The organism is Vibrio sp. CB1-5 (genome assembly GCF_059412285.1).
Genome location: NZ_JBJHPB010000007.1, coordinates 90035 through 114792, shown reverse-complemented (window position 1 = coordinate 114792; position 24758 = coordinate 90035). Strand labels below are relative to the sequence as shown.

Genomic DNA, 24758 nt, shown 5'->3' with positions numbered 1-24758 from the left:
GGCACACTAAGTGCAATTCTTCTAGTAAACGGCGCTGCCATCGTTAATTTGCAACACGACGAGAACGGCGAATGATACAAGTAAGGAGACGAGAATGATGGCTATTCAGCGTAATCAATCCACAAAGAGCCAAGGTAGAAAAGCAACACTGACCACAGTGCATGTTGTTCAGCATTTAGCACCAGGCGGCCTTGAAACCATGGTCATTGAACTCCTGAAGCAAACCCCCACTGGCGAGCGCTGTTACATCATCAGCTTGGAAGGTACTCAGCAACAAGCCATTCAACACTGGCCTATTTTAAGACACTTCCAGTCTCAGTTGGTGTTCTTAGACAAAGCAGAAGGGTTTCAACTATCGCTGATTAAACAGCTCAGCGCCGAGCTAAAAAGCCTAAGTGCCGACGTGGTTCATACTCATCACATTGGCCCACTGCTGTATGGTGGTATCGCCGCAAGAATGGCACGCATCACTACTTGTATTCATACCGAACACGATATGTGGCACCTGCAAAACACCAAGCGTCGCCATGTTGAAACGCTTGCGCTAAAACTAGTGAACCCTATATTGGTTGCAGACGCAGACGAAGTGAGCAAACAGTTGAATGAGCTATTTCCATTTACAGAGTCAAAGGTGATCAAAAATGGTATCGACTGCAACCGCTTTGTCCCTGCTAACCAAGCTGCTGCGAGACGTATTCTAGGGCTACCAGCAGACACTCTACTTATTGGTACTGCCGGTCGATTGGTTCCCGTTAAATCCCATACAACGCTCATCAAAGCGGTATCACGATTACCAGAGAACACACACTTAGCGATTGCTGGCGCAGGGCCTTTAGAGCAAGAGTTAAAACAGCTTTGCCAACATCTAAACATTAGCCATCGCGTTCACTTTTTGGGGTTAGTGAGTGATATGCCAAGTTTTTATCAATCACTGGATTTATTCTGCTTACCATCAAGCTGTGAAGGATTTCCACTGTCTCCACTTGAAGCTCAGGCGTGCAATATCCCTGTCGTGGTAACCGACGTAGGCGCAGCGCGAGAAACTCTATGTCCACTCTCCGGGCTTACGACCAAATCCAAACGCGTATTTTCACTATTGGCCACGCTCGAGAAAGCCATTGCGACTCGTCACTTATTTACACCGAGAGATTTTGTGGTCGAACATAACGATGTTCGCACCATGAGCCAAGCATACCGCGCACTGGCGGTTAAGGCATAAACGATGACTCACGCACTTCAAGGAATAGATATGCAAACACTACTTATCAGCTTGTTTTGGACGAGTGCTTTTTTTATTGTCTATCACCACGCTATTTACCCGATGTTGCTGAAATGGTGGGCGTCACGCCATCCGCTACCTAAAGCAAAGCGAGTGCCGCTTTATCAACTAGACAACAATGCAGCCTTGCCAACGATCACTATCGTCATCCCTGCTTACAACGAAGCAAAGTGGATAGCCGATAAGATCCGCAACTGTGCAGTGCTCGACTACCCTCGCGATAAGCTGGAAGTCATCATCATCAACGACGGTAGCACTGACAACACTATCCGTGTTGCGGAAGAAACCATTCAAGAGGCCATCTGCTGCGATACTCTGTTTAGGATCATCGACAATGCGGATAACCAAGGAAAGGTTTTCCGACTCAATCAACATTTGTCGGCAGTTGAAACCGACATCACATGTATCTCCGATGTGTCAGCATTGATTTCCATCGATGCTCTCAAGCTCGCAGCGCATCACTTTCAGAACAAAAGTGTCGGCGTGGTTAACTCGACGTATCAGCTACTAGAACAAGATGAACGTGGTGAGTCTCTATACTGGCGCTACCAGAACCAGGTGAAATACAGCGAGTCTACTCTAGGCTCTACGATCGGTGCCCATGGTGCGCTCTACTTCATCAGAGCAAACTTATTTGAAGCGCTGCCTTACAACACCATCAATGATGATTTCATTATTCCGATGAACATCGTTCGTCGTGGCTATCGAGCCGTGTACGAACCGCACATGAACGCCATTGAGATGGAAAGCAGCGGCACTAACCAAGACTTTAAACGCCGATTACGTATCTCTGCTGGCAACATGCAGCAAATTATTGCCCTAATGCCACTGTTTGCCCCGCAGCACAAGGGCACTGCACTTACCTTTTTTTCTGGAAAAGGATTAAGAGTGCTTACCCCTTATTTGATGCTCATATGCCTGATTACCTCAGCTATGATGGCGTCGAGCAGTGCACTATTTGCCAGCTTTTTATTACTACAAGTGACGCTCTATGGCTCAGTAGCTGTCAGCGTACTTATCCCTAAACTACAGTCCATTAAGCTAGTGCGAGCGTTTACGTACCTAGTTGTTGGACACACTGCAAACTTAATCGGTGGTCTTCGCTATCTAATCGGCTTAGAGAACGGCGCATGGAAACGTCTACCACAACAGGAGAATGAACATGAAAAAGGTTAATATGGAAAAAACTCTGATTCGTACCTCAAAGCGCATCTTTGACTTAATCGGCGCGAGTTTAGGCATGCTCATTCTTGGTATGTGCTTTATCCCTGTTGCTTTAGCGATAAAGCTAACCTCAAAAGGACCGATTTTTTATCAGCAGCTTCGCGTTGGTAGATGGAGCCCAACAAAAATGGACTTTATCCATGTGCTTAAATTTAGAACCATGTACATCGATGCAGAGTCACGTACAGGTGCGACTTGGGCAACGGAAAACGACCCACGTATTACACCTGTTGGACGTTTCCTGCGTAAAACACGCCTCGATGAACTGCCACAATTTGTTAATGTACTTCGTGGAGACATGTCGCTTATTGGGCCGCGCCCAGAGCGCCCGGATTTCTATCAAAAACTAGAAAACGATATTCCATTCTTTGTTGAACGTACTTATGACGTGCTTCCTGGCATCACAGGACTTGCTCAAGTTAATCAAGGTTATGACACCTGTATTGAAGATGTGCGCAGCAAAGTTGGATTCGACCACAGTTACGCACTGTCGCTTTCATCGTATAAATCGTGGTTAATGACGGATGTGCATATTGTGTTTAAAACACTGAAGATTATGGTAGATGGTCGCGGTCGCTAATACGGAATCAAAGGCAGCATTTAAAAAAAATCCAGCTCAAGAGCTGGATTTTTTTGCAGTAAAAATGAGAGTAAGGCCAAGAAGAATACAGCCAATACCAGAAAGCTTAACCCAACTAAATGGCTCATCAAGCCAAGGCAGGGTGACAGCTAGAGCGTAAACTATAACATAGCTAAGACTGAGCAACGGATAAGCAACACCAAGTGGTAAGTGCTTCAATGCCATAACCCAGCAGCCCATAGACAGTGCGTAGCATCCCAGGCCGATAGCGACGCAAAGTAGCGCAGGCCAAAACTCAGCGACAACGGTAATCACATCGATTGCCATTAGAGCAGGTTGCAGTGTTCCCCACCCGGCGGACAAACCACCCATGCCCCATTTCATTGCGAGTTGTGCGACAGAAATAAGCAGCACACTAATCAGCGCAATAGGAAGCCCGGCTTTGAAATCTTTCAATACCATCAGTGCGCGCCCCCAATGATACCGATACCAATCATGATCATCATGACGCCAAGCCATTGTCTTGGCACAATCACTTCCCCAAAAGCAAATTTAGACACCAACAACATGATGACAAAATTGACGCTAAGCAGAGGGTAAGCGACGGACACGTCCCATTGGCTCAATACACCAAGCCAAGTAATCGCACTAGTACCCAAAAAGCCAATGCCTAAGATCATTGGAAAACTAAATAGCTTCCCCACCATCGTCAGCTGTGGATTCTCTTCAAAGTACATAGCAGCTCGCTTTTGCCAATATTGACTGAGCGAGCTTGCCAGTACCGATATGATGTACAGCAGTACTGTCATTACTCAACCGATACTTTATTGAAAATCAAAGCATGGTAGCGACCGCGATCGACGTGATCATCTGCGACAGGGAAGTCTTCTGGCAATGCCGGCAAGTTCCTAAAGTGAAGTAGTACTGGTGCCGTCTTTTGCTTCTCTTTAATAAAATCGCCAAGATCTGCAAATGGTACCCAACGATGATTCGCATCGTCGTAAGCTAAGCCATAATCGACTTCGCCCATACCTTTTGTTAGGTAGACATCTGTACGCTTTAGATACCAGTTTAGTGCTGACATCGTGTCTGGGTAATCAGCAATCAGCACCATTTCGTCGGTAACTTTCGGTGCTAACTCTTCCATAAAGCGACCTGGCATTTTTGAATCAATGGTCGTATTCGGTACCACGGTTGAGAACAACGCAAACAACGCTAGTGGAGAAAGCATATAAGCTGCAAACTTATGCTCAAACGCCTTAGCTTTAGCGGCAAAAAATGCACACGCAGCCCAGAAACCTAAGATAAATAAAGCAATCCAAGGACGGTACGCCTCGGATTCATCCAACGGCAGTTTGCCCATAAAGAACATAACCATCAACGTGATCGCCACAATCGCGAAGAATGCGCCGTTAATCAGTGAGCCAATCGTTAAGCCTTTCGCTTTCTTGCTATACGCTTTAAGAATGCCGTGTGTCAGCAAAATCGCTATCGGTGCCATACAAGGCAAAATGTAGGTTGCCAGCTTACCACTCGCATAAGAGAACAGTAGAAACGGCATCAACGCCCACAAAATAGAGTAACGAATCAACGACTTACTAAACTCACCTTTCAGTTGAACGGTCGCTGATGGCACCCAGAACACCCAAGGAAGCGTACCTAGGAATAAGAACGGAACGTAATACCAAATCGGAGCGGCGTGTTGTGCATCTTCTGCAGAGAAGCGGTGAATATGCTCTTCCCAGAAGAAGTAGTTCCAGTAGTCAGGTTCAGCAGCATGTACAGCAAGTGACCAAGGCAAGCAGGTAATAAATGCCACTAGCATCACCCACCAGCCCCAACGAAGGATCTCAAGGAACTGTTTTTGTAAAATCATGTATGGCACAACCACAATCACTGGCAGTGCGAGTGCAAGGAAACCTTTGGTAAGAACGGCACAACCGCAGAAGAAACCCGCGAGACCATAGTGCAGCCAACGCTGCTTGGTACTCGTTGCTTCTGTAGCAAAATAGAACGCGGCATAGCAAGCTGTTAGCCAAAATGCGAGCATGCCATCAAGAACACTGTAGGTACCAATTGCCGCTACCATAAACATGCTCAAGAACACGCCTGCAGTTAGCCAACCTTGACGACGATCAGCCATACGGCTTACTAACGACACTAGGAATAACGCACCGCCGAAGGTTGCCAATGCAGAAGCAATACGCACCGCGAAATTGGTATCACCAAACATAACTTGAGCGATAGCATTGAACCAATAGCCCATGACCGGCTTTTCGAAATAGCGCAGGTCGTTGAAGGTCGGAACAATCCAGTTTCCTGACGCGACCATTTCACGAGAGATCTCACCGTAACGAAGTTCATCTGGCGACCACAAAGGGCGCAAGTCTAGCGGTAATATGTATAGCGCAATAAAAAACAGCGGTACCCATACCGCCCAGTTAATTCGTGATTGTTGCATTCTTCATCCAATTGAATAAAAGCCCATGAAGTCATGGGCTCTGATTGATGGCACGTGAGACACTAAACCCAACGCGCCGTAACTAAAGCCCCATGCGCTCAACAAAAGACGCTTGGTGCGTTAGCCACCCTTCTCGCCCTTCCATCTCGATGTTTTTTATCGAATCTTTTGGAAGTGGCGTCTCTGCTTCGTGAAGCAGATCTATCATAGGCACGAATTCTATATTCTGTTGCTTAGCTCTGACAATCAATTCTTCAAACATGTCAGCGCAAACAATCCCTTCTACTTCCGCGTGAATAGTATAAACATTTAAAGCATCACGCTTGATGAGCTTAAGGATAGCGTCGTTATAGTTGCTATTGTCGACACCATCTTGGCCGACCAACTCATCATAAGTAGGAAGTGTAACAGGAATTTGCGGCGCCATTCCCTCACCAGGAGAGAAGATAGAATCACCACGACAGTCACTGTTATATTGGAAAGGAAATGCGTCTTTTTCAACCAAGGTTTGGTCTGTACAACGCCAACCGGCAACGGCGCTGCAGGGCAAATCACGTCCGGTGATCGCCTTCAACATCTCGTAGCCCTTGGTGATCTCACTACGCAACTGTTCTGCTGACATGGCGTCAGTTTTCATCTGCCATTTGTGGTGATCCCAAGCATGAAGGCCAATCTCGTGGCCAGCAGTATCGGTCGCTTCAATGATGTGACGGAGCTTTTTACCAATGACAGGTCCAGGCCAAATCGTGCCACGGATCAGTATGTCGTAGCCGTATAAGCTCGCAGCTTTTGAGCGAAGCATCTTCTTCAAAAATGCAGGACGCAAAAGGCGCCATATATGGCGCCCCATGTTATCAGGTCCAACAGTAAAGAAGAATGAAGCCTTCACTCCGTGCTTCTCGAAGATTTCGAGTAGCTTAGGGACACCAAGTTTGGTGCCTCTAAAAGTGTCTACATCGATACGAAGACCGACTTTAGTGACTTCATTCTGTTCCATTACTTCTCTTCTGCTACTGCACCTTTAAGGAAGAAATCGAGTGTCTCTTCGATTGTATCGTTCATGTGAACTGTTGGTTCCCAATCAAGCAGTTTCTTCGCATTTGCGATGCTTGGTTTACGGTGTTGAACGTCTTGGTAGCCGTCACCGTAGAACGCTTTGCTTTCTACTAGGTTGTAGCCAGCAAATGGAGGGAATTGATCACGCAGTGGGTGGTTCTCAAACTTCTCAACCAGTGTCTCTGCAAGCTCTTTGATGCTCGCTTCGTTTTCTGGTGCACCGATGTTGATGATTTGACCGTCACACAGACCTTCTTTGTTCTCGATGATGCGGAATAGCGCTTCAATCGCTTCAGATATATCAGTGAAACAACGCTTCTGTTCACCACCGTCGATAAGTTTGATCGGCGTACCTTCAACTAGGTTTAGGATAAGCTGAGTGATCGCGCGGCTAGAACCGATACGTGCAGAGTTCAAGCTATCTAGACGTGGGCCCATCCAGTTGAACGGACGGAATAGAGTAAACTTAAGGCCATCTTTCTTACCGTAAGCCCAGATAACACGGTCTAGTAGCTGTTTAGATACTGAGTAGATCCAACGCTGACGGTTGATAGGACCGACGATCAGTGGAGACGTATCTTCGTTGAACTCAGGATCCGTCGACATACCGTACACTTCTGACGTCGATGGGAAGATGATACGCTTGTTGTATTTCACACACGCACGAACGATCTTCAGGTTCTCTTCAAAGTCCAGTTCGAATACGCGAAGTGGGTTACGCGTGTATTCGATTGGCGTTGCGATAGCCACTAGTGGAAGAATGATGTCACACTTCTTAACGTGGTATTCAATCCACTCGTTGTGGATAGTGATATCACCTTCAACGAAGTGGAAATCTGGGTGGCTTAGGTGCTCTTCGATTTGGTTTGAGTTCATGTCCATTGCATAAACTTCGTAACCACCGTCGTCTAGAAGACGCTTAGTTAGGTGAGTACCGATGAAGCCGTTAGCACCAAGGATAAGTACTTTTTGACGCTTCTTAGCGTTGATAAGTGCACTTGCTTGAGGACCAAAGCGCATGCCTTCAACAAGGTGAAGCTCAGCAGCTAGCTGCTCACCACCTAGGTAAAGACCGTTTTCCGCTTCACCAGACTTAACAATCAATGAGCCTTGAGCACAAGCGATTGTCAATGGTGATGTAGCTACGATAGTACCTGGAGTCACGTCATAAGTTTTGTCACTTGCTTCTGCGCTCCAGATAATAAGCTTACGCTCACCTAGGAAAGTGAATGCACCTGGGAATGGTTCAGTCACAGCACGTACTAGGTTAAATACGGTGCGAGAATCGTTTGACCACTTAATTTCACCGTCAGCTGGAGTGCGACGACCAAAGTAAGTTGCTTTGCTTTCGTCTTGAGCTGTCGCTTTGAAAGAACCATCAACGATTGTTGGCAGTACTTTGCTTAACAGGTCGCTAGATGCAACGTTCATGCGCTTATGAAGCGTTTCAGCAGTATCTGCGTCAGTGATCGCGATCTTCTCTTGACCTACGATGTCACCAGCGTCCGCTTTTTGAACCATTTTATGTAGCGTTACACCTGTCTCTGTCTCACCATTTACTAGTGCCCAGTTGATTGGCGCACGACCGCGGTAAGTAGGAAGTAGAGAACCGTGTAGGTTAAAGCCACCTTTTGGTGCAATATCCAGCACTTCTTGGCTGATCATGTTGCGGTAGTAGAATGAGAACAGTGCATCTGGCTTCATTGCACGGATCTTTTCAACCCATAGAGGGTGGTTTACGTCTTCTGGTGCGTAAACTGGAATACCGTTTTTCGCTGCAAGTTTCGCTACAGACTCAAAAAACACATTCTCGTTGCTGTCATCAACATGGGTGAATACCGCTTCGATTTCCACACCTGCTTCAAGCAAGCTACGAACGCCAGTACAACCGATATTGTGGTAGGCAAACACGACTACTTTCATGGAATATTCCTCTGGATATAAATCTTATTCTTTGTTCTTTAATTCATCAGTTTCACGTGCTTGCTTAGTGGCTTCTCCCACTAGCACATCTTGCACGTAAAAACGCGGGCGCGCTCTAACATCGGAGTATATACGGCCAATGTACTCACCGAGCAAACCTAGACCGACAAACTGCGCACCCACAAATACAAATAGGATAGCGAATAGCGTAAACAGACCATCGCCTGCCCACTCAGAACCAAACATAATGCGCATCAACATCAAGATGATGCCAAACGCGATACCTGCCGCAGCGATACCACCACCAACAATGCTTAACAAACGCAATGGCGCGGTTGTCATGCTAGTGATCAAGTCAAACATTAGGCTAATAAGCTTCATAAAGCTATATTTTGACTCGCCGTCTGCTCGCTCATCGTGATGAACGTCGATTTCTGTCGTGTGACGAGAAAAGCCGTTCGCCAGAACAGGAATAAAGGTGCTGCGCTCGTGACACTCAAGCATCGCATCAACAACGTGACGACGGTAGGCACGAAGCATGCAGCCGTAGTCATTCATCTCAACGCCCGTAGAACGTTTCACTAACTTATTGATAAGCTTTGATGGGTAACGGCGAAGTGCGCTGTCTTGACGGTTTTTGCGAACAGTACCTACAGAGTCAAAACCTTCTTCAGCTTTAGCGACTAGGTTTGGAATCTCTTCTGGCGGGTTTTGAAGATCCGCATCGAGAGTAATAATCAAATCACCACGCACCTGCTCGAACCCCGCCATGATCGCGTTGTGCTGACCGTAGTTGCGGTTAAGGATAACGCCAACGACGTGGCTACCTTCTTTTTCCGACGCTTGCTCAATGATTTCTGCACTGCGGTCACGGCTACCGTCATCAACTAGGATAAGTTCATAGTCTTTGCCAAGACTATCACTGGCTTTAGTTGTGCGGTCAATCAGTTCTTGCAGACAGTTTTCTTCGTTGTATACCGGTATAACGATAGACACGAAATTAATGGCTTCAGTGTGTTTCATGGTTTATCCAATTATCTCTGACACGGCACTCACTACACGCTCTACATCATCCTGAGTCATATCAGGGAAAAGCGGCAACGAGCAAATTTGATTACTGTTACGTTCGGTATTCTGCAGATTTGGGTTCATGTCCCCAAACAGCTCCGCGTAATTCTCGCGGTAGTATTTCTGAGTATGGCAAGCTTTAAAATGAATGCCCGCACCGATGCCCTTTTCTTTAAGCGCAGCAATAAGGTCGTCACGATTCAGGCCGGCAACAACTGGGTCTACTCTTACAATCATAAGGTGCCAGCAGTGCTTGTGATCGTGGGAAGCCAAACCCAATGGCGTGATGCCTTTGATTGATTCAAGTTTACCTCGGTATGAAAGCGCAAGTTCAGTGCGCTTAGTGGTAATCTCATCGATGCGATCCATCTGACCAAGTGCAAGCACGGCACAGATGTCTGGCATGTTGTACTTAAAGCCAGGTTCAACCACTTCAGCTTGCGGTGCACGGCCTTGTGTTTCACGGTCAAAGGCATCTACGCCTAAACCATGGAATTTAAGGCGGCGCACTTTATCAGCCAGCTCAGCATCTTGAGTAGTAAAAATGCCGCCTTCTGCTGTCGTCACATTCTTGATTGCATGCGTTGAGAACAAGCAAGAACCACGATGCCCAATTGGCTGGCCTTTATATTCTGTGCCGAGAGCATGCGCCGCATCTTCAATCACTGGAATATTGTACTTCTCACCTAGAGCGTAAATAGGATCAAGATCAAGCGCAGCACCTGCATAGTGCACAGGGATAATCAGCTTAGTCTTATCGGTAATAAGCGGCTCGATCTTCGCTGCGTCTGTCATTAAGGTATCAGCATCCACATCAACAAAGACAGGTTTCGCACCCACCAAGGTAACCATGTTAACTGTTGAAACCCATGTTAATGACGGCGTGATAACTTCGTCGCCAGGTCCAATGCCCATCGCAAGTAGAACAAGATGCATGCCTGCTGTCGCACTGCTGAGTGCTACGCTGTGTGGCGCACCAGTGTGCTGAGAGATCTTAGATTCTAATTCTGCGTTTTTGGGACCGGTGGTGATCCAACCTGAACGAAGGACATCCACAACAGACTGAATGTCTTGCTCGTCGACAGCTGGTCGACATAATGGAAGAAAGGACTGGCTCATTTTTTAAACTCACAGTTAGTTCGTGACGCTGTGCACGAAAATTTGACACTAAAGTTTACTAGGGCGTTCAAAGAATTAAAAGGCTTGATATCGACTTACCACACAAAACATTGACATTCTGTACATATAGTCGACAACCATTAGCAAAACAAATCATTGTTCACCCGTTTTCATTAGCAAAATAGCGCTAATGACACGTTTCGTCCAAGAAAGCCCCCACAACTGAACGTTTGTCCCGCAACTTTTCACTTTAAAACCGGTAAAATGGCGCAACGTTAAATTTGTGTCAATTTAGCAAGCAGACAAGCGATCCCTACATTCGCTATTCTGGCACAGCAACTGGTTTAGCTATGTAACGATTTGTCGTCTCTTCGTTTGTAACTATGAACGCCAAAGAGTACACTGCGCCACCTGTTTTCTGCCCAGTGTCATATCAAGGTAGCGCCCATGAAACTTAATGATAGCCCAGTCACCGAACATCACTTTCAAGGGCATCACTTTTTCCTCAAAAGGGATGATTTGCTTCATGGACACTTTAATGGCAACAAAGCACGTAAGTTCATGTCCATGCTAGAGCAGCCTCTACCGGACAAAACTCGACTCATCGGTTGGGGCTCTGCGCAAGCAAACTCACTGACCTCCCTTGCCGCACTCGCTAAAATTAAAGGGCTCAAGCTAACCTACTACGTTGCACATAAACCATCTTGGTTAGATGTGAAGCCAATGGGAAACTATCGAACAGCGCTTGAACTGGGTGCTGAGATTATTTCACTCCAAGAGTTATTTGGAGAAAAGGCGCCGCACCCATCGGAATTTATCGTGAGGGAGCATGCAGGTGATCCAGAATGCCAGATCATTCCCGAAGGGGGGCATTTTAGAGACGCGAGAAAGGGTATAAGCAAGCTTGCGGACGAAATTCTCTCTTGGTCGAGGTTTGAAAAAGGCCGCAACATCAAAGTAGCTTTGCCTTCGGGCACAGGTACGACTTCACTCTATCTTAGCCAGCAGTTAAAGCCGCAAGGCATTGAGGTTCTTACCTGCCCATGCGTATCAGGAAAAGAATATTTATCAAAGCAATTTCTCGCACTTGGCGAGACTGAACATTACCCGACAATACTTGAACTCCCGTCTAAACATCACTTTGGGAAGCTATATCAAGAAGACTATAACCTTTGGCAAGAACTGCTTGAAGAGACACATATTGAGTTCGATTTACTTTATGACCCTATGATGTGGCGTTGTTTGCTTCCTTGGCTTCAGGACAATAACGACACAACTATCATCTATGTACACCAAGGTGGCCTACTCGGCAATGAAACCATGTTGGCTCGTTATCGACGCAAGTATGGCGACCAGCAGTCGGGCTGGTAACGTCGTTTGCTAAATCGAGGCAAACGTTTCGTAACTCTTAGTTTCGTAACTCTTATATGAAAAAGGAAGCATTGCGCTTCCTTTCAAACAAATCGCTAGTTAATCATTTATGAGACGAGTGCTGCGCTAAGTATTGTGCCGCTTTTTGCTGCGCGATCGAGAGTTCATCCGAACTGAGCTTTTGCGCTAAATCGTCACGAAGCTTTTCAGCCGTTTTATACCCGTTGGTAGAAGCAACCGATGCCCATGCATAAGCTTCAACACTATTAAGCTCTACGCCTTCGCCGAGTGAGTATTTATAGGCTAAATTGCGCTGTCCATAAGCATAACCGTTTTCAGCTGAACGTCGGTACCACTTAACGGCCTCATCGTCATTCTTTGCAATGCCTAGCCCTTTAGCGTACATAACGCCTAAGCTATTTTGCGCAACGTCAAAACCGTTTTCAGCTGCTAGGCGGTAGTATTCAACTGCTTTTTCGTTACTTTTAGGTACGCCACGTCCCCATTTGTACATCCCAGCTAAATAGTATTGCGCCTGAACGTTGTTCTTTTGAGAAGCCTTTTCAAACCATGCGGCAGCTTCTTTCGCATCATAAGGAACACCGTGACCGTTATCGTACATCATGCCAAGTTTGTACATGGCAGTCTCGCTACCTTGCTCAGCAGCCTTTCGGTACCAATCAACGGCAGTCACGTCGTTTTCTTCTACGCCATTCCCGGTTGCATAACGATCGCCCATCTCAATCTGAGCAAACAGATCTCCGCGATTAGCTTCTGCCGTCACTTCATGATTGCTTTGCTTTGACCAATCCTGAACAAATGCAAAGCTGCTTGCACTAAAACACAGACCACATAGTGAAACCGCTAACAGTGTTTTTCGCATTATCTTTTCCCACCCTTAAAGAATTCGTCAAATTCTGCCATATGATTATTAATGATCTAGCAAATTATTGAGAGTTGTCCTTACTCTGACACAGAATTCCGACCAGATCACAAAATCTCTTCCTAAAGGTTACATTATAGACAGCATATAATGTCTCTAATGTTTGTAAAACTTCGTTACCTCGCTTTAATGGCTAAAGCTGTAATCGTTTACAAATAGCACTCGTTTTCATTGCTGTTATTTTGTAGACTTAAACACAACAAAACCGCTACTTAACACACATCAAAACTGGAGTAATTATGGCGTCTAAATGGGCAAAACGATTTATTCAAATGGCTGAATTGGTTGGCTCATGGAGTAAAGATCCGTCAACACAAGTAGGCGCAGTCATTACCAAACAAAACCGTATTGTTTCTGTAGGCTTCAATGGCTACCCTCATGGTATTTCTGACAGTGCCGAAGTTGACGAAAGAGAAACCAAATACTTAAAAACGCTTCACGCAGAAGAGAACGCGATTCTTTTTGCTAAGCGTGATCTCGATGGCTGTGAAATTTGGGTCACCCACTTCCCATGTCCAAATTGTGCGGCAAAGATCATTCAGACCGGTATTTCAGTCGTCCATTGCCCAGAACAAGATGAAGACTTTATGTCTCGTTGGGGTGAGAAGGTAATGGTCAGCCAAGATATGTTTGAGCAAGCTGGAGTGTGCGTAGACTGGCTTCCTCTAAGCGAATTGAGCACCGATTCAAAATGAGATCAGTTTCTTAACCAATAGTTTATTTTGATTTTTTTTTGAACTAGCCGGAACTTCCTGACGTAAGCCTTGGTGCGATTAACGAAAGCAACGAGGCTTGTCATGAAAATTATTAAAATATCTTTAATCGCCGCTGCAGCAACGACATTATTTGGCTGTGGCAGCGATTCAAACAGCGATAACACGCATTCCGGACCAACTGCACAGCTCAGAGTCACCCATGCTAGCGCTGATGCGCCCGAAGTATCCATTTTGATGGACGGGGCTATTGTCAGTGGATTAGACAAAGTGGATTATTCTCACGGCAGTGGCTTGCTCACCATTGACTCTGGCGATCACGATTTGATCGTAAGAGGCCTGTTAGCTAGTGAGCAAACAGCAGATGTTATCATTGCCAACGCTGTCAATTTTTCTCCCGACATGCAATATGATGTATTTGCGGTGAACAATGTGTCTTCTATTGAGCCCGTCATCCTTTCGCGTTCAAGCACGGGACCTGACGCATCGTCCGTTCGCTTAGATGTATTACATGCCCACCCTGGTGTCAGCGGAGTAGACATTCACGTGACCACTGACGCAAGTATCAGCCCCAGCACGATTGCCATTTCAGATCTTACCTTCAAAGAAGACGATACTAACCTACCTGTCACTTTACCTGCGGGAACATATAGAATCCGAATTACTTTGGCGGGTCAAAGCACTGATGCCGATGTAGTGTTCGACAGTGGCGAAGTAATGCTTGATGGTGGTAGTGACCTAATGCTAACTGCGGTACCAAATGTTAGCGGCGGAACCGTTTCTCCTGTTAATCTGTTAGTAGCGGATGGTACGGGCGTTGACGTGGTACGTAGTAGTGGAGAGAAAGCGACCGTTAGGGTTGGTCACGCCGTTGCAGACTTAGGCAACGTGGACGTGAGAGCCAGTGGTAATGTCGTTGCTGGTTTAGACTCTATCGCTTATCAAACCATTAAAAGTTTGGACCTGGATGCAACTAGCTATGATTTGACGGTTACCCCTAGTGGAGCCACAACGCCGGAAGCGATCCAGGCACCGGGGACTTCGTTCGCTGCTGGCTCTGAAACGACTGTCTTTGCTGTTGGACAATTCTCAGCCAATTCCATTGAACCGCTCATTATCGAAGATGATTTAAGAAGCGTTGCCTCTTATGCGAAGCTGAGAGTGGTACACGCTAACCCAGTAGCAGGTACGGTGGATATCCATGCAACAACTGCTGGCGGTAGCTTTTCAGCTGATACGGTAGTTCTTGCTGGCGTTAATTTCAAAGATAGCGCTGTGTTGAACGTCAATGCTGGAACCTATGACTTTGCCGTCGCTGAAGCGGGTACAACTAGCGTTCTACTGTCAGCGACCAACGTAGCGTTAGGTGACGGGAACGTTGCCACAGCCTTTGCAACCGAGAACTCTATTGCTCTTAATGTTGACAAGTAATCCCAGCCCCTTGAGTAAAGGAAAATCTGCCGGTCCATTACTGGCAGAATTTGTTTTACATTAATAATAAATTCGCTTTTCAATCATTCATGCCTCATCTACAATCCGCCCTCCTATAATTAAGGCATATCATTCCAGAGAGCATGGCGTATTCAATGAAGGCAATTTCTCAACAACTAACCCGAACTCTGTTTGTTCTTCCTCTGCTAACGGCAAACATCGCTCACTCACTAGAACTTCCCTTGTTCAAAAAAGAGGCTGAAGAACGTGGTTACACCTTGCCTGAAGCCGTTGGGCTTAGTCTTGGCTATATGAGTGTGTCGCAAGGAATAAATGTCAACTCGATAGCTCTTACCGGTTTGCCTACCCAAGTACAAAATTTGGAAATAGGCACACAAGGGGGTTATCAAGAATCCGAAGTGCTGACATTGAAAGCAGATGTTTGGGTTCTACCGTTTCTGAACTTCTACGCTATTGGCGGTAAACTCAATGGTTATTCAGAAACGACTATCACCTCGGTTAAAGGCGAGCTCGACCTCTTACCTCCTTTACCGGCGATCCCAATTGAAGTCGATAACTTAAACGAACCGTTTCGATTGGATCTCGACGGCTACACCTATGGTATAGGTACTGTGATTGCAGGTGGATACGAAAGCTTCTTCGCGCTTGTAGATGCTAGTTACACCAAAACCAGTCTCACCGTGATTGATGGCGAAATTGATTCAATAGTTGTTTCACCACGAATCGGATGGGATTTCTCTCGAAACAGTGATTGGCCAATTAGAGCTTGGGTAGGTGCGCAGTACCAAAATATTGAACAAACCCTAACTGGTAACGTTAAAGACTTGCCACTTGGCTCTATTGGTTCCTTGCCTATGTTGGACGACGCAAAGTTCACTGTGACGCAAAGCCTCGCCAATAACTGGAACAGCCTAGTCGGCGCGCAATACGAGTTCACCCCCAACTGGGTACTAATAAGCGAGCTTGGCTTTGGTCAACGAAAGAGCTTTTTCGTCACCCTAGACGCTCGCTTCTAACCTTCAAGAGCTACATAAGCCCATTACTCAATGGGCTTTTTCTTTGTTACCTCGAGTAACAGTGGCAACAACGTCAAACTAAACACCAAAATACAACTCAGTGCGATCGTGAGCACGAGGCCGATAGAGTGCATTCCTTGGTGATCCGCGACGATCAAAGCACCGAACGTAGCCAGCGTCGTCAAACAACTCACCAGCGATGCTTTTGGTGTTGAGGTCTCAAAGAAGGCCTTCAAAGTTCGTACTGCCCGAAAACGTTTCACAATGTGAATACCATTATCGACACCCAAACCAAAGATCAGCGGGATCACTATGATGTTCGCCATATTCATCGATAACCCCAACCAATGCATAAGGCCCAAGGTCGACAGTGATGCCAATGTCAGTGGAATAAATATCAATAGTACATCGCGTTTCTTTTCAACCGACCAGATGAGAATCAATGCGATACCAAATACAGACATCATGATTGCTGCTTGAAAGGCACTGACAATAATCGTACCCACTTCTTTTTCTGCAACCGCTCTGCCGGTAGCATTCGGTGCAATTTGTTTGGATTCAGCAATAAACTGGTCTAATGCGTCGACGTTAGTCATGTCTTCTCGTGGAGAGATCACCACAAGCCATTCACCCTCGTCGCTAATGTAGCGCTCGCTCAAAACCGTTGGTAACGATTCTAAGGTCACCGGCTCAAATTGTGTTAGCGAACCCAAACTTCCCGATAGTTCTTTAAATAAGCTTCCAGCGACAGCTGCACTATCAATCGCACTAGGTAAGCGTTCACTACCCGGCCACTGCTTCATTTTGGCGACATCAACAAACTCCGAGTAACTCATTGGTGTCGCAACGTTCGCATCTAATAATATCGCTTGAAGTTGCTGTGTTCTTTTTTCGAGATCTTTTGGCATGAAGTCACTGACGACCCTTACCGATGCTACAGAAGGTTGCTTAGTTAAAAGAGCCTGCCACTGTTCCGCTTGCTGCTGATTTTTGGCAATAGCAAACAGCTGATAGCTTGATCCTAAACCTTCTTGTTGAAGTTGGTTCAACGCAAGCACAGACTCAGACTGTGGGTTTTTGAGCACCAATGTTGAGAAATCAAACTTGAATTGAGTGGCGCCATACCCCATCACAATCGTTAACACGATTGCCATGCTAAATACTAAGCCTTTAAAGCGCATCAACTGTGCACCAAACCAAGCAAAGCGATGTGTATCACGTTGATGACGTACTCTCGGGTAACCGAACAAGGTGAAGAATAGAGGAATAACGATAAAGGTGGCAGCTAAACCAAGCACCATCCCCAATGCAGAAACAACCCCCAATTCACCCAGACCTGTATAAGCGGTAGGATAAAAGCTCAAAAAGCCAAGTGCAGAAGACAGCGCACACAGTGACAACGGTCTTATTGAATGGGCTATCGCATCGCGCATCGCGAGCGAATCGTCTTCGCCTTTGAGTCTCAGTTCCTGAATATGAAGACACAAGTGAATTGAGAAATCGACAGCAAGGCCAATAAACATCACCATAAAGACGATCGATATCGTGTTGTAATGACCGATAACAGCAAGACCCGCTGCGAACGTCCAAGCCAACCCAACCAACACCGTCAGATAACAAGCGAGAATCACACGCAGTGAGCGGATACCAATCGCCAATATCAGAATAAGGCCGACTAAAGAAGCACTACCCGCAATAGCGATACTGTTGTTCGCATCCGCAATTTCATCAAAGTCCAGCGCAGCCTGACCGGTAATTTTCACATCCACGTCTGATGGCAAATCTGCTGCTTTGATACTGTTATGAATAGCTTCTATAATCGCGCGATTCGGCTCCGTCGCAGATACGTCTGCTTGAGCAACCAAAGTAATAGCATAAGCAGTAGGCTTTGTGAGATTTTTCTGAGCAAGCTGCTCCCAATCAACGGAAGGCTTCGCAATCGCATCTAACAGTGGGGCTAAATCAGGCTGCTCAGTTTTGTTCAGCTCAGCAAAATAAAGCTCAAGACTACCAACTTGTGCGGCAATCACTGCTGGTTTGATAGCATCACGAGTGAATGCTTCAATACGTTCAAACTCGTCTTGAGTGACAAACCCGAGTGGGTAGCCTTCAAACCACGCCAATAGCTGCGGCGCAAAAATCTCGCTAAAGATAGGCTGGCTGCGCAGCTGCTCCTCAATAGCGGTAACGGTCGATTTCAAATCTGAGCCATCACGGCTAGTGACCAGAACAGTCACATTGCCAGAGTCAGGGAACGTATCATTTAGATAGTCAAGATCATCAACCCAAGCACCATGTTGCTCGACCAATGACGATAAGTCAGCATTCATTTTGAAGTGTTGTTGGCCATACCAGATAGCAATACCTGTAATAAGGGCCACGAAAAGAAGGACAAACTTAGGAAAACGCTGAATAAGAGAAAATAGACGGTTCACGAGGTTAACGTTAGATACAGAACAATAGAGTAATCATAACCTAATTTTGGGGTAACTATCGTTAGATTCCTGTTAGCGAGACACAAAAAAGGGGCATTTAGCCCCTTAATTGCAAAGCTGGATAGACTGAGTCAATTACTCTTGGTCAATCATCCACTTGCGAAATTCCTTGCGTTCAGTTTTCGACGCTTTTAAGTACAACGCTTGTAACTGTTCCATATTGCTGGATTTAGCATCACCTTTCGCTGCTTGAGGTTTTTCAACCGCCTTCGGAGTAGACGCTGCAACAGCCGTTGTTGCTGTCGCTGCCACAGCAGCGGTTGCTGAAGCCACTTCAGAAACAGACTCACCGCCAAAAGTAATACCACGCTGCTCGTTGTAATCGGCAATCAGCTCATTCATACCAGAATAAGGAAGTACGCCTTCGCGTCCTTTCAATTTTTCTGCAGTATAAGGTAGTGAATTACCGTCTTGAGTGATACGCCACTCTGGCTCTGCTAAACGAAATGCAGCGCTCGCTTCTTGCTTGCTTCGAGCGACTGGGTGGTTAATCTTCACCTCATCACCGGTGATATTAAATGTGATGACATAAGGTGCAGAAGTATAAACCGACTGGCTGCTGCCACGGCCTACTTTTTTATCCATGCGTACCACAACCTGAGTGGTTCCGGATTCGACATCGTTGGAACGTATTTTTGATTCAGACTCTTGGCCATTCACATACAGCAATGACACACCATTCATTGGCGTTAACGTGGCAGCACTTGCAGCGAAAGCAGAACTTGCTGCCAATAAAATCGTGATAACAGACTTCTTCACGTTATTAACTCTCCTTAATTAGGCCTTTACACCTATAAACACTCGGTACGCGTTCAATCATGCCACAGCATTTGGTTAACAAAAGCTTTTTTTACCTTTATTGAGACATAATTTGATCGAACGATCAAAAAAGCCACCCGATTGGGTGGCTTAAATTACCTATATTAAAGCTAGATTAGAATTCAGCTTTAAGGCCTACAGCAAAACCAGTTTGATTGTCTTCACCGTTGTTACCACCAACTTCAGCATAAGCAGTTGTTGACGGAGCCAATGCGTAACCTGCATTTAGGAACCAGTTAACAACCTTGTCGCCTTCATCTGGGTTAGTTTGGCTAACACCAGTTGCGAACTTCCAAGAGTTTAGTGTGTAATCTGCCGCAGCTGCAATAGAGCCATCAGTTTGAGAATCAGCATCTTTAGGGTCAGCACCTAAGCTGTAGTAACCTAGTTCTAGGTTTAGGTTCTCTACGCCAGCGTAACGAGCTTCAAGAGCCCAGATAGTTTCTTTCAAACCATCGATATCAACACCATCAGCGTCTGTTAGGCCTGCTTCTTTAAACTCTGCTTGACCAACAAAACCAGTGAAGTCAAAGTCAGCAACGCGACCGCCAAGTTTAGCATCAAAGAAATTGCCGTTTTCGCCTAGGCCGTTATAACCTTGCTTGTCTTGCATGTAAGATACAGTACCGTAGAAGTTACCTTTGTCTAACTCATACTTAACTACTTCGTGACCTGCGAAAGGAGTACCGTTGCTGAAGAAAGAAGAAACACCAAATTGGTAATCAGAACCGATACCAGCATCATCAAGAGCAGTAGCTGTCTTACCGAACTTGATTGAACCTACAGATTGAGAATAAAGACCCATGTATACGTCACCAACAGATGCGTCAGCATTTGTGTCAGCACCTGAGAATTCCCAAAACGCACCAACTTGTACGTCATCGTTCACTGCATAACGAGTGTCGAAGCCGAAGTCAGCATCTTGAATTTCTTGTTTGAACTCATCACCGTCAGCTGTTCCTTTAACATAAACGATTTCTACGTCGCCAGTCATGTTAACAGTAACTTTGTCTTGGTTGTATAGTTCGATTGCTTGCGCAGAACCAGCTGCCGCTAGTACTGATAGCGCTACTAGAGTTTTTTTCATGATAATCCACTGCCTTTTCTTAGATGGGAATTCCCTTTCGGTTCCCTTTTTTAATATATGTGACGTCTAAATCTTCTAAAAGAACGACAACCTGTTGTCCCTTGGTTGACTTAGCGTCTTTAAATCTCGAAACCAAGAATGCAAAAGTTATAAGGACTTGTCAAACACTCTAAAAGAAAAAATCAAAATTATATAAAGACAATAAAAACAACACCTTAAAAGTATTTGCGTGATGAATCGCAAGTTTTTTGAACACCATTCAATTGCAGCAACAGCAACCATTTTTGCGAGCAAACCTACACAAAACTCTTCACTGAATACAAAAATCCGCACAAAGGCAGAATTTATGACTAGCTTAATATATTTTTTGGAGTTTTATATTTTTTACAAAATAAAAAATATCCTTCCCTGTTAAAGTTCACTCAGATTTTGTGATTTTGATCTAAATACCAGCTGTAAATATGCGCTTATTTGCGGATATTTTTCACACCTAGAACTGTGGTACACTCCCCGCTCGTCTACATAGGGCTCATCATGCTGACCAGTAAAATCCAAAAATCCATTCGCCAGAGTTATCAAAATCTACAAACCCAACTCGATAACTTTGTACCTAGGCGTGCCCAGAACTACCTTGTTTCAGAGATCGCTAAAACACTATGTGGCCAATATCACAAGTCCACACGCATGATCGTGGCAGAAGCAGGAACGGGAATCGGCAAAAGTCTTTCTTATTTGATGGCAACCATTCCTGTAGCGGTGCAAAACAATCGCAAAGTCGTGATTTCTACCGCGACCGTTGCTCTTCAAGAGCAGCTACTGAACAAAGATTTACCGCTGTTTCGCCGAATTACAGATCAAGACTTCTCCTTTATTATTGCCAAAGGCAGACAGCGTTACTGCTGCGCCGAGAAACTGGCCGTCGCGTGTGGCGCAGATGGCGGACAAATGGCAATGCTTGAAGCCAAACCCAAAGCGGCCGATATCGCTCAATTGCAGCTCATGTACGAGAAGTTAGCTCAAGGTAAATGGGATGGAGACAGGGACTCTTGGCCAAAGCCAATCGATGATGCTATCTGGCAGACGATTGTGAGTGAAAAGCACAGTTGCAATAACAGCCTTCCCGCTCATCGCGGCTGCCCGTTTTCTAAGGCACGTTCAGAGCTGGATAAAAATGACGTCATTATCGCTAATCACAGCTTAGTGATGGCAGACGCCGACCTTGGTGGCGGTGTCATTCTTCCCGAGCCAGAAAACACCATCTTCATCTTTGATGAAGCGCATCACCTGCCGCATGTAGCGAGAGATCATGCGTCCGCATCGGCGGCTCTAAAAGGTGTTTGTAGTTGGTTAGAGCGACTTAATCAGTCCGCGAGCAAGTTTTCAGGTATGGCGGATGAGAAGCGTGTCAGTCGCTTTCGTAATGAACTGCAAGATTCCATACAGCAACTGATTCCACTCTTAGGTGAAGTGAACAGCTATTGCAGTGGACTCCCATTTGAAGAAGACAGCTGCCGATTTGAAAACGGTGAATTGCCTTCATGGCTGGAAGAGCAGTCCAAAACCCTTAAGCAGTACTCTCAAAAAGGGGCTCAGGCGTCGGCAAAGATTGCTGACCTTATCTCTGAACGTCTTAAAGATGGCGAAATCAGCGCAAAACTCGCAGAGCCTGCCTTGGCCGAACTCGGCTTTTATATCCAGAGATTTGACAACCTTGCGGCCGTTTGGCGCCTCATGGCGGAGCCACAAAAAGAGAAAGGTGCGCCCCTTGCTAGATGGATTGAGAAAAGCAAAGAGCGTGAAGGCGACCATCTCGTGAGCGTTGCTCCGCTTGAGGTGGGCTGGCAGTTAGATCAACAGCTTTGGTCCCGTTGTATCGGTGCCGTACTTGTTTCGGCAACGATGCGTGCGCTCAACTCTTTCTCTTTTTTCTGTCACCAAGCAGGTATCAGCCAAAAAGAGGAGGATGGCGTGCAGTTCTTGGCCCTAGCTTCACCGTTTAATTACGCGGAACAAGCCGAACTCATCGTGCCTAAAATGAAGAATGAGCCACAGGCTCCTCAATTTACTGATGAGCTTATCGAGAAAATCCCTAGCATTATTGAGCCCGACAAGAGCAATCTGGTGCTTTTCTCTTCTTATTGGCAAATGAACAAAGTAGCGGATGAGCTAAGAACGAAGTTTGCGCTCAAAGGCTGGTATTTGCAGATTCAAGGCGAAAAATCACGCTCAGAAATCCTAAATAAACATAAAACCCTCACCCAAGGTGGCAAAACCAGCGTTCTTTTTGGAACTGGCAGCTTTTCAGAAGGGTTGGATTTGCCCGGTGAACTGCTTGAGAACTTGGTGATTACCAAAATCCCTTTTGGGGTTCCAACCTCACCGATTGAGCAAGCACACGCGGAATACATCGAGAGTAAAGGGGGCAATGCATTTCTCCAGATTACGGTTCCAGAAGCGAGTAAAAAACTGATACAATCGGCGGGCCGTTTGCTGAGGAAAGAAAGGGACTGTGGAACTCTCTACATTCTAGATAGGCGAATCGTCACTAAAAGGTATGGCAAATCTTTGCTTGATTCCCTACCCCCATTTAAAAGAACAATAGAATACTAAGGGTCATTCGTCTCGATGGAATTTATCGAACCAAGTATGTTGGTTATCTTGGCAATCGTGGCTTTCGCTGCGGGCTTTATTGATGCCGTTGCCGGCGGTGGTGGTATGTTGACCGTGCCAGCACTACTGTCATTGGGGCTGCCTCCTCACATTGCTCTTGGCACTAACAAACTTGCTGCAACCTTTGCTTCATCAACGGCAGCCTTTACCTATTATCGAAAAAGACTGTTTAAGCCTGAATGTTGGCGTCGAGCTTTTGTCGCAACATTAGTTGGTGCCACGCTCGGCACGCTTGTCGTCGATATGATCAGCACCGAATGGCTTGAAAAAGTACTACCGCTAGTGATTCTAGCCGCAGCGCTTTACACCGTATTCCATCGCCCTCCTCAGGGGGAAAACAGCAAAGTTAACGTTGGATGCCCTAAATTTAACCGCAAGCAATATCTTCAAGGACTATCGCTTGGCTTTTATGACGGTGTAGCAGGACCGGGCACTGGGGCGTTTTGGACAGTAAGTTCAATGGCTCTATACCGTCTAAACATTTTGCTGGCTTCTGGTCTATCTAAAGCGATGAACTTCACTAGTAACTTTACCTCGCTTATCACCTTCGCGGTGCTTGGCCATATTAACTGGGTACTTGGTCTAACGATGGGTGTCTGTTTGATGGCTGGAGCGTATATTGGCGCTCACTCAGCGATTCGATTTGGTGCTAAGTTTATTAGGCCTATTTTTGTAACAGTAGTGAGTATCCTAGCCATCAAGCTTGCCTATGACGCATGGCTATAGGTCAAGGCATTAGAGTATACAGCGGATGAAACTCGAACAACTCAAGTCACGATTACAGTCCCTAAAGCAAAAAGCCAAAGCGTTTGATGAATCAACGCAGCAAATAAAAGTAAGGCTGTTTGATGAGCACCTATTTCAATCCAGTGGGTTTCGAACCCTGCCTTGCGTCATTGAAACAGAGTCCTTACTGAATAAAATTGTTGCGCTTAGCCAGACTTCAGCAAGCCAAAGTACGTCTGATACATTGGTTGAAAAGTTTTCATGCCAGTTAGAAGCGCTCGAACGAGTACTAGCAACGCCTCCTAGCATTAAGCAAGATTCCACCCAACTGAAATCACTGGCTGAACTTAAAGCGTCACTTGCCCAGCATAAGGTTTGGGAGCAAAAACTTTGTCAGTTAGTTCGCGACAAAGAACAGAACCAGCATGATGAGCAAGCACTCATTGAGACGGAGCAAAGACTGCAGCGGTGCCGCAGCGCCATGAACCAAATTCAATACACGATCAATCAAAGGATGAAATTTATCTAATGTCGAATGAAACGGGCAATGAAACAGGCTTGGATGGCGCACCAGAAGAAATTAAACTCGCGGTGGATCTGATTTTCCTGCTAGAAAGCAACGAGATCGACCCGAAAGTTGCTTTAGAAGCGCTAGAGATCGTCAAAGGCGACCTTTTGAATAAAGTAGAAAACCAAGCCTCTTAACCACAGATATCCGCTGATAGAGTACTCCCCAATATTATTTCACGATCAGAA

Annotated in this window: 22 protein-coding genes; 11 read left to right on the top strand and 11 right to left on the bottom strand. The window is 45.9% G+C overall.

All coding sequences use genetic code 11. The features are described 5' to 3' along the window. Positions 1-94 precede the first annotated feature (94 nt). Genes ACJB0T_RS07490 through ACJB0T_RS07480 form a run of 3 tightly spaced genes read left to right on the top strand, consistent with a single transcriptional unit; the run spans position 95 to position 3083 of the window. The gene (locus ACJB0T_RS07490) at positions 95-1219 is read left to right on the top strand and encodes a glycosyltransferase (protein ID WP_479289422.1); all 1125 of its coding nucleotides are present in this window, start codon (positions 95-97) and stop codon (positions 1217-1219) included. A gap of 30 nt (positions 1220-1249) precedes the next feature. Then, entirely contained in the window at positions 1250-2455 is a 1206-nt protein-coding gene (locus ACJB0T_RS07485) for a glycosyltransferase family 2 protein (protein ID WP_479289420.1), read from the top strand. Beyond that, complete coding sequence (locus tag ACJB0T_RS07480) at positions 2436-3083, top strand: sugar transferase (protein WP_479289418.1); 648 nt, start codon at positions 2436-2438, stop codon at positions 3081-3083. Before ACJB0T_RS07485 ends, ACJB0T_RS07480 begins: the two co-directional genes overlap by 20 nt. Before the next feature lie 36 nt (positions 3084-3119). On the opposite strand, the gene arnF is transcribed toward ACJB0T_RS07480, so the two are convergent. From arnF to ACJB0T_RS07445, 7 genes are all read right to left on the bottom strand, one after another. After that, positions 3120-3545, bottom strand: a complete 426-nt coding sequence (gene arnF, locus ACJB0T_RS07475) for a 4-amino-4-deoxy-L-arabinose-phosphoundecaprenol flippase subunit ArnF (RefSeq protein ID WP_479289416.1) — start codon at positions 3543-3545, stop codon at positions 3120-3122. After that, positions 3545-3892, bottom strand: coding sequence for a DMT family transporter (locus ACJB0T_RS07470; RefSeq protein WP_479289414.1), 348 nt, complete (start codon positions 3890-3892; stop codon positions 3545-3547). Before ACJB0T_RS07470 ends, arnF begins: the two co-directional genes overlap by 1 nt. Then, the gene (gene arnT / locus ACJB0T_RS07465) at positions 3892-5544 is read right to left on the bottom strand and encodes a lipid IV(A) 4-amino-4-deoxy-L-arabinosyltransferase (protein ID WP_479289413.1); all 1653 of its coding nucleotides are present in this window, start codon (positions 5542-5544) and stop codon (positions 3892-3894) included. The genes ACJB0T_RS07470 and arnT overlap by 1 nt, the downstream gene beginning before the upstream one ends. An 82-nt stretch (positions 5545-5626) precedes the next feature. Next, positions 5627-6541 (bottom strand): 4-deoxy-4-formamido-L-arabinose-phosphoundecaprenol deformylase, encoded by a 915-nt coding sequence (gene arnD, locus ACJB0T_RS07460; RefSeq protein ID WP_479289411.1) that lies wholly within the window; start codon positions 6539-6541, stop codon positions 5627-5629. Beyond that, complete coding sequence (gene arnA, locus ACJB0T_RS07455) at positions 6541-8523, bottom strand: bifunctional UDP-4-amino-4-deoxy-L-arabinose formyltransferase/UDP-glucuronic acid oxidase ArnA (protein WP_479289409.1); 1983 nt, start codon at positions 8521-8523, stop codon at positions 6541-6543. The genes arnD and arnA overlap by 1 nt, the downstream gene beginning before the upstream one ends. A 24-nt stretch (positions 8524-8547) precedes the next feature. After that, positions 8548-9546, bottom strand: a complete 999-nt coding sequence (gene arnC / locus ACJB0T_RS07450) for an undecaprenyl-phosphate 4-deoxy-4-formamido-L-arabinose transferase (protein WP_112462024.1) — start codon at positions 9544-9546, stop codon at positions 8548-8550. Positions 9547-9549: 3 nt separating this feature from the next. After that, the gene (locus ACJB0T_RS07445) at positions 9550-10710 is read right to left on the bottom strand and encodes an aminotransferase class I/II-fold pyridoxal phosphate-dependent enzyme (RefSeq protein WP_479289407.1); all 1161 of its coding nucleotides are present in this window, start codon (positions 10708-10710) and stop codon (positions 9550-9552) included. Between the two features lie 447 nt (positions 10711-11157). Between ACJB0T_RS07445 and ACJB0T_RS07440 the strand changes: the two genes are divergently transcribed. Next, positions 11158-12081, top strand: coding sequence for a 1-aminocyclopropane-1-carboxylate deaminase/D-cysteine desulfhydrase (locus tag ACJB0T_RS07440; protein WP_479289405.1), 924 nt, complete (start codon positions 11158-11160; stop codon positions 12079-12081). A 103-nt stretch (positions 12082-12184) separates the two neighbouring features. On the opposite strand, the gene ACJB0T_RS07435 is transcribed toward ACJB0T_RS07440, so the two are convergent. Beyond that, positions 12185-12964 (bottom strand): tetratricopeptide repeat protein, encoded by a 780-nt coding sequence (locus tag ACJB0T_RS07435; protein WP_479289403.1) that lies wholly within the window; start codon positions 12962-12964, stop codon positions 12185-12187. Between the two features lie 299 nt (positions 12965-13263). Between ACJB0T_RS07435 and ACJB0T_RS07430 the strand changes: the two genes are divergently transcribed. From ACJB0T_RS07430 to ACJB0T_RS07420, 3 genes are all read left to right on the top strand, one after another. Next, positions 13264-13719, top strand: coding sequence for a dCMP deaminase family protein (locus tag ACJB0T_RS07430; protein WP_479289401.1), 456 nt, complete (start codon positions 13264-13266; stop codon positions 13717-13719). Between the two features lie 102 nt (positions 13720-13821). Further along, positions 13822-15168: a DUF4397 domain-containing protein gene (locus ACJB0T_RS07425; protein WP_479289399.1), complete on the top strand. Its 1347-nt coding sequence runs from the start codon at positions 13822-13824 to the stop codon at positions 15166-15168. A gap of 155 nt (positions 15169-15323) precedes the next feature. Beyond that, entirely contained in the window at positions 15324-16205 is an 882-nt protein-coding gene (locus ACJB0T_RS07420; protein ID WP_479289397.1) for a TonB-dependent receptor, read from the top strand. A 23-nt stretch (positions 16206-16228) separates the two neighbouring features. Here ACJB0T_RS07420 and ACJB0T_RS07415 read toward each other — a convergent pair whose 3' ends face one another. The 3 genes from ACJB0T_RS07415 to ACJB0T_RS07405 all read right to left on the bottom strand — a co-directional run bounded on the left by ACJB0T_RS07415 (position 16229) and on the right by ACJB0T_RS07405 (position 20606). After that, a complete protein-coding gene (locus ACJB0T_RS07415; protein WP_479289395.1) occupies positions 16229-18640 on the bottom strand; it encodes an efflux RND transporter permease subunit in 2412 nt (803 codons plus the stop codon). 135 nt (positions 18641-18775) lie between these two features. Further along, entirely contained in the window at positions 18776-19459 is a 684-nt protein-coding gene (locus ACJB0T_RS07410; RefSeq protein ID WP_479289393.1) for a DUF2057 family protein, read from the bottom strand. Positions 19460-19634: 175 nt separating this feature from the next. Then, a complete protein-coding gene (locus ACJB0T_RS07405) occupies positions 19635-20606 on the bottom strand; it encodes a porin (protein WP_479289391.1) in 972 nt (323 codons plus the stop codon). Between the two features lie 534 nt (positions 20607-21140). Here ACJB0T_RS07405 and dinG point away from each other — a divergent pair. Genes dinG through rsmS form a run of 4 tightly spaced genes read left to right on the top strand, consistent with a single transcriptional unit; the run spans position 21141 to position 24707 of the window. Further along, positions 21141-23216 carry an ATP-dependent DNA helicase DinG gene (gene dinG, locus ACJB0T_RS07400; RefSeq protein WP_479289389.1) on the top strand — a complete coding sequence of 692 codons (2076 nt, stop codon included), beginning with the start codon at positions 21141-21143 and terminating at the stop codon, positions 23214-23216. A 15-nt stretch (positions 23217-23231) separates the two neighbouring features. Continuing rightward, positions 23232-24002: a sulfite exporter TauE/SafE family protein gene (locus ACJB0T_RS07395; RefSeq protein ID WP_479289387.1), complete on the top strand. Its 771-nt coding sequence runs from the start codon at positions 23232-23234 to the stop codon at positions 24000-24002. 25 nt (positions 24003-24027) lie between these two features. After that, positions 24028-24531 (top strand): primosomal replication protein PriC, encoded by a 504-nt coding sequence (gene priC / locus ACJB0T_RS07390; RefSeq protein WP_479289385.1) that lies wholly within the window; start codon positions 24028-24030, stop codon positions 24529-24531. Then, positions 24531-24707: a pleiotropic regulatory protein RsmS gene (rsmS, locus tag ACJB0T_RS07385; protein WP_479289383.1), complete on the top strand. Its 177-nt coding sequence runs from the start codon at positions 24531-24533 to the stop codon at positions 24705-24707. The genes priC and rsmS overlap by 1 nt, the downstream gene beginning before the upstream one ends. The last annotated feature ends 51 nt before the right edge of the window (positions 24708-24758 follow it).

Bases quoted from the DNA above. Each gene is read 5' to 3' on its own strand.
- ACJB0T_RS07490 (WP_479289422.1), top strand. From the start codon at position 95: ATGATGGCTATTCAGCGTAATCAATCCACAAAGAGCCAAGGTAGAAAA.
- ACJB0T_RS07485 (WP_479289420.1), top strand. From the start codon at position 1,250: ATGCAAACACTACTTATCAGCTTGTTTTGGACGAGTGCTTTTTTTATT.
- ACJB0T_RS07480 (WP_479289418.1), top strand. From the start codon at position 2,436: ATGAACATGAAAAAGGTTAATATGGAAAAAACTCTGATTCGTACCTCA.
- arnF (WP_479289416.1), bottom strand. From the start codon at position 3,545: ATGGTATTGAAAGATTTCAAAGCCGGGCTTCCTATTGCGCTGATTAGT.
- ACJB0T_RS07470 (WP_479289414.1), bottom strand. From the start codon at position 3,892: ATGACAGTACTGCTGTACATCATATCGGTACTGGCAAGCTCGCTCAGT.
- arnT (WP_479289413.1), bottom strand. From the start codon at position 5,544: ATGCAACAATCACGAATTAACTGGGCGGTATGGGTACCGCTGTTTTTT.
- arnD (WP_479289411.1), bottom strand. From the start codon at position 6,541: ATGGAACAGAATGAAGTCACTAAAGTCGGTCTTCGTATCGATGTAGAC.
- arnA (WP_479289409.1), bottom strand. From the start codon at position 8,523: ATGAAAGTAGTCGTGTTTGCCTACCACAATATCGGTTGTACTGGCGTT.
- arnC (WP_112462024.1), bottom strand. From the start codon at position 9,546: ATGAAACACACTGAAGCCATTAATTTCGTGTCTATCGTTATACCGGTA.
- ACJB0T_RS07445 (WP_479289407.1), bottom strand. From the start codon at position 10,710: ATGAGCCAGTCCTTTCTTCCATTATGTCGACCAGCTGTCGACGAGCAA.
- ACJB0T_RS07440 (WP_479289405.1), top strand. From the start codon at position 11,158: ATGAAACTTAATGATAGCCCAGTCACCGAACATCACTTTCAAGGGCAT.
- ACJB0T_RS07435 (WP_479289403.1), bottom strand. From the start codon at position 12,964: ATGCGAAAAACACTGTTAGCGGTTTCACTATGTGGTCTGTGTTTTAGT.
- ACJB0T_RS07430 (WP_479289401.1), top strand. From the start codon at position 13,264: ATGGCGTCTAAATGGGCAAAACGATTTATTCAAATGGCTGAATTGGTT.
- ACJB0T_RS07425 (WP_479289399.1), top strand. From the start codon at position 13,822: ATGAAAATTATTAAAATATCTTTAATCGCCGCTGCAGCAACGACATTA.
- ACJB0T_RS07420 (WP_479289397.1), top strand. From the start codon at position 15,324: ATGAAGGCAATTTCTCAACAACTAACCCGAACTCTGTTTGTTCTTCCT.
- ACJB0T_RS07405 (WP_479289391.1), bottom strand. From the start codon at position 20,606: ATGAAAAAAACTCTAGTAGCGCTATCAGTACTAGCGGCAGCTGGTTCT.
- dinG (WP_479289389.1), top strand. From the start codon at position 21,141: ATGCTGACCAGTAAAATCCAAAAATCCATTCGCCAGAGTTATCAAAAT.
- ACJB0T_RS07395 (WP_479289387.1), top strand. From the start codon at position 23,232: ATGGAATTTATCGAACCAAGTATGTTGGTTATCTTGGCAATCGTGGCT.
- priC (WP_479289385.1), top strand. From the start codon at position 24,028: ATGAAACTCGAACAACTCAAGTCACGATTACAGTCCCTAAAGCAAAAA.
- rsmS (WP_479289383.1), top strand. From the start codon at position 24,531: ATGTCGAATGAAACGGGCAATGAAACAGGCTTGGATGGCGCACCAGAA.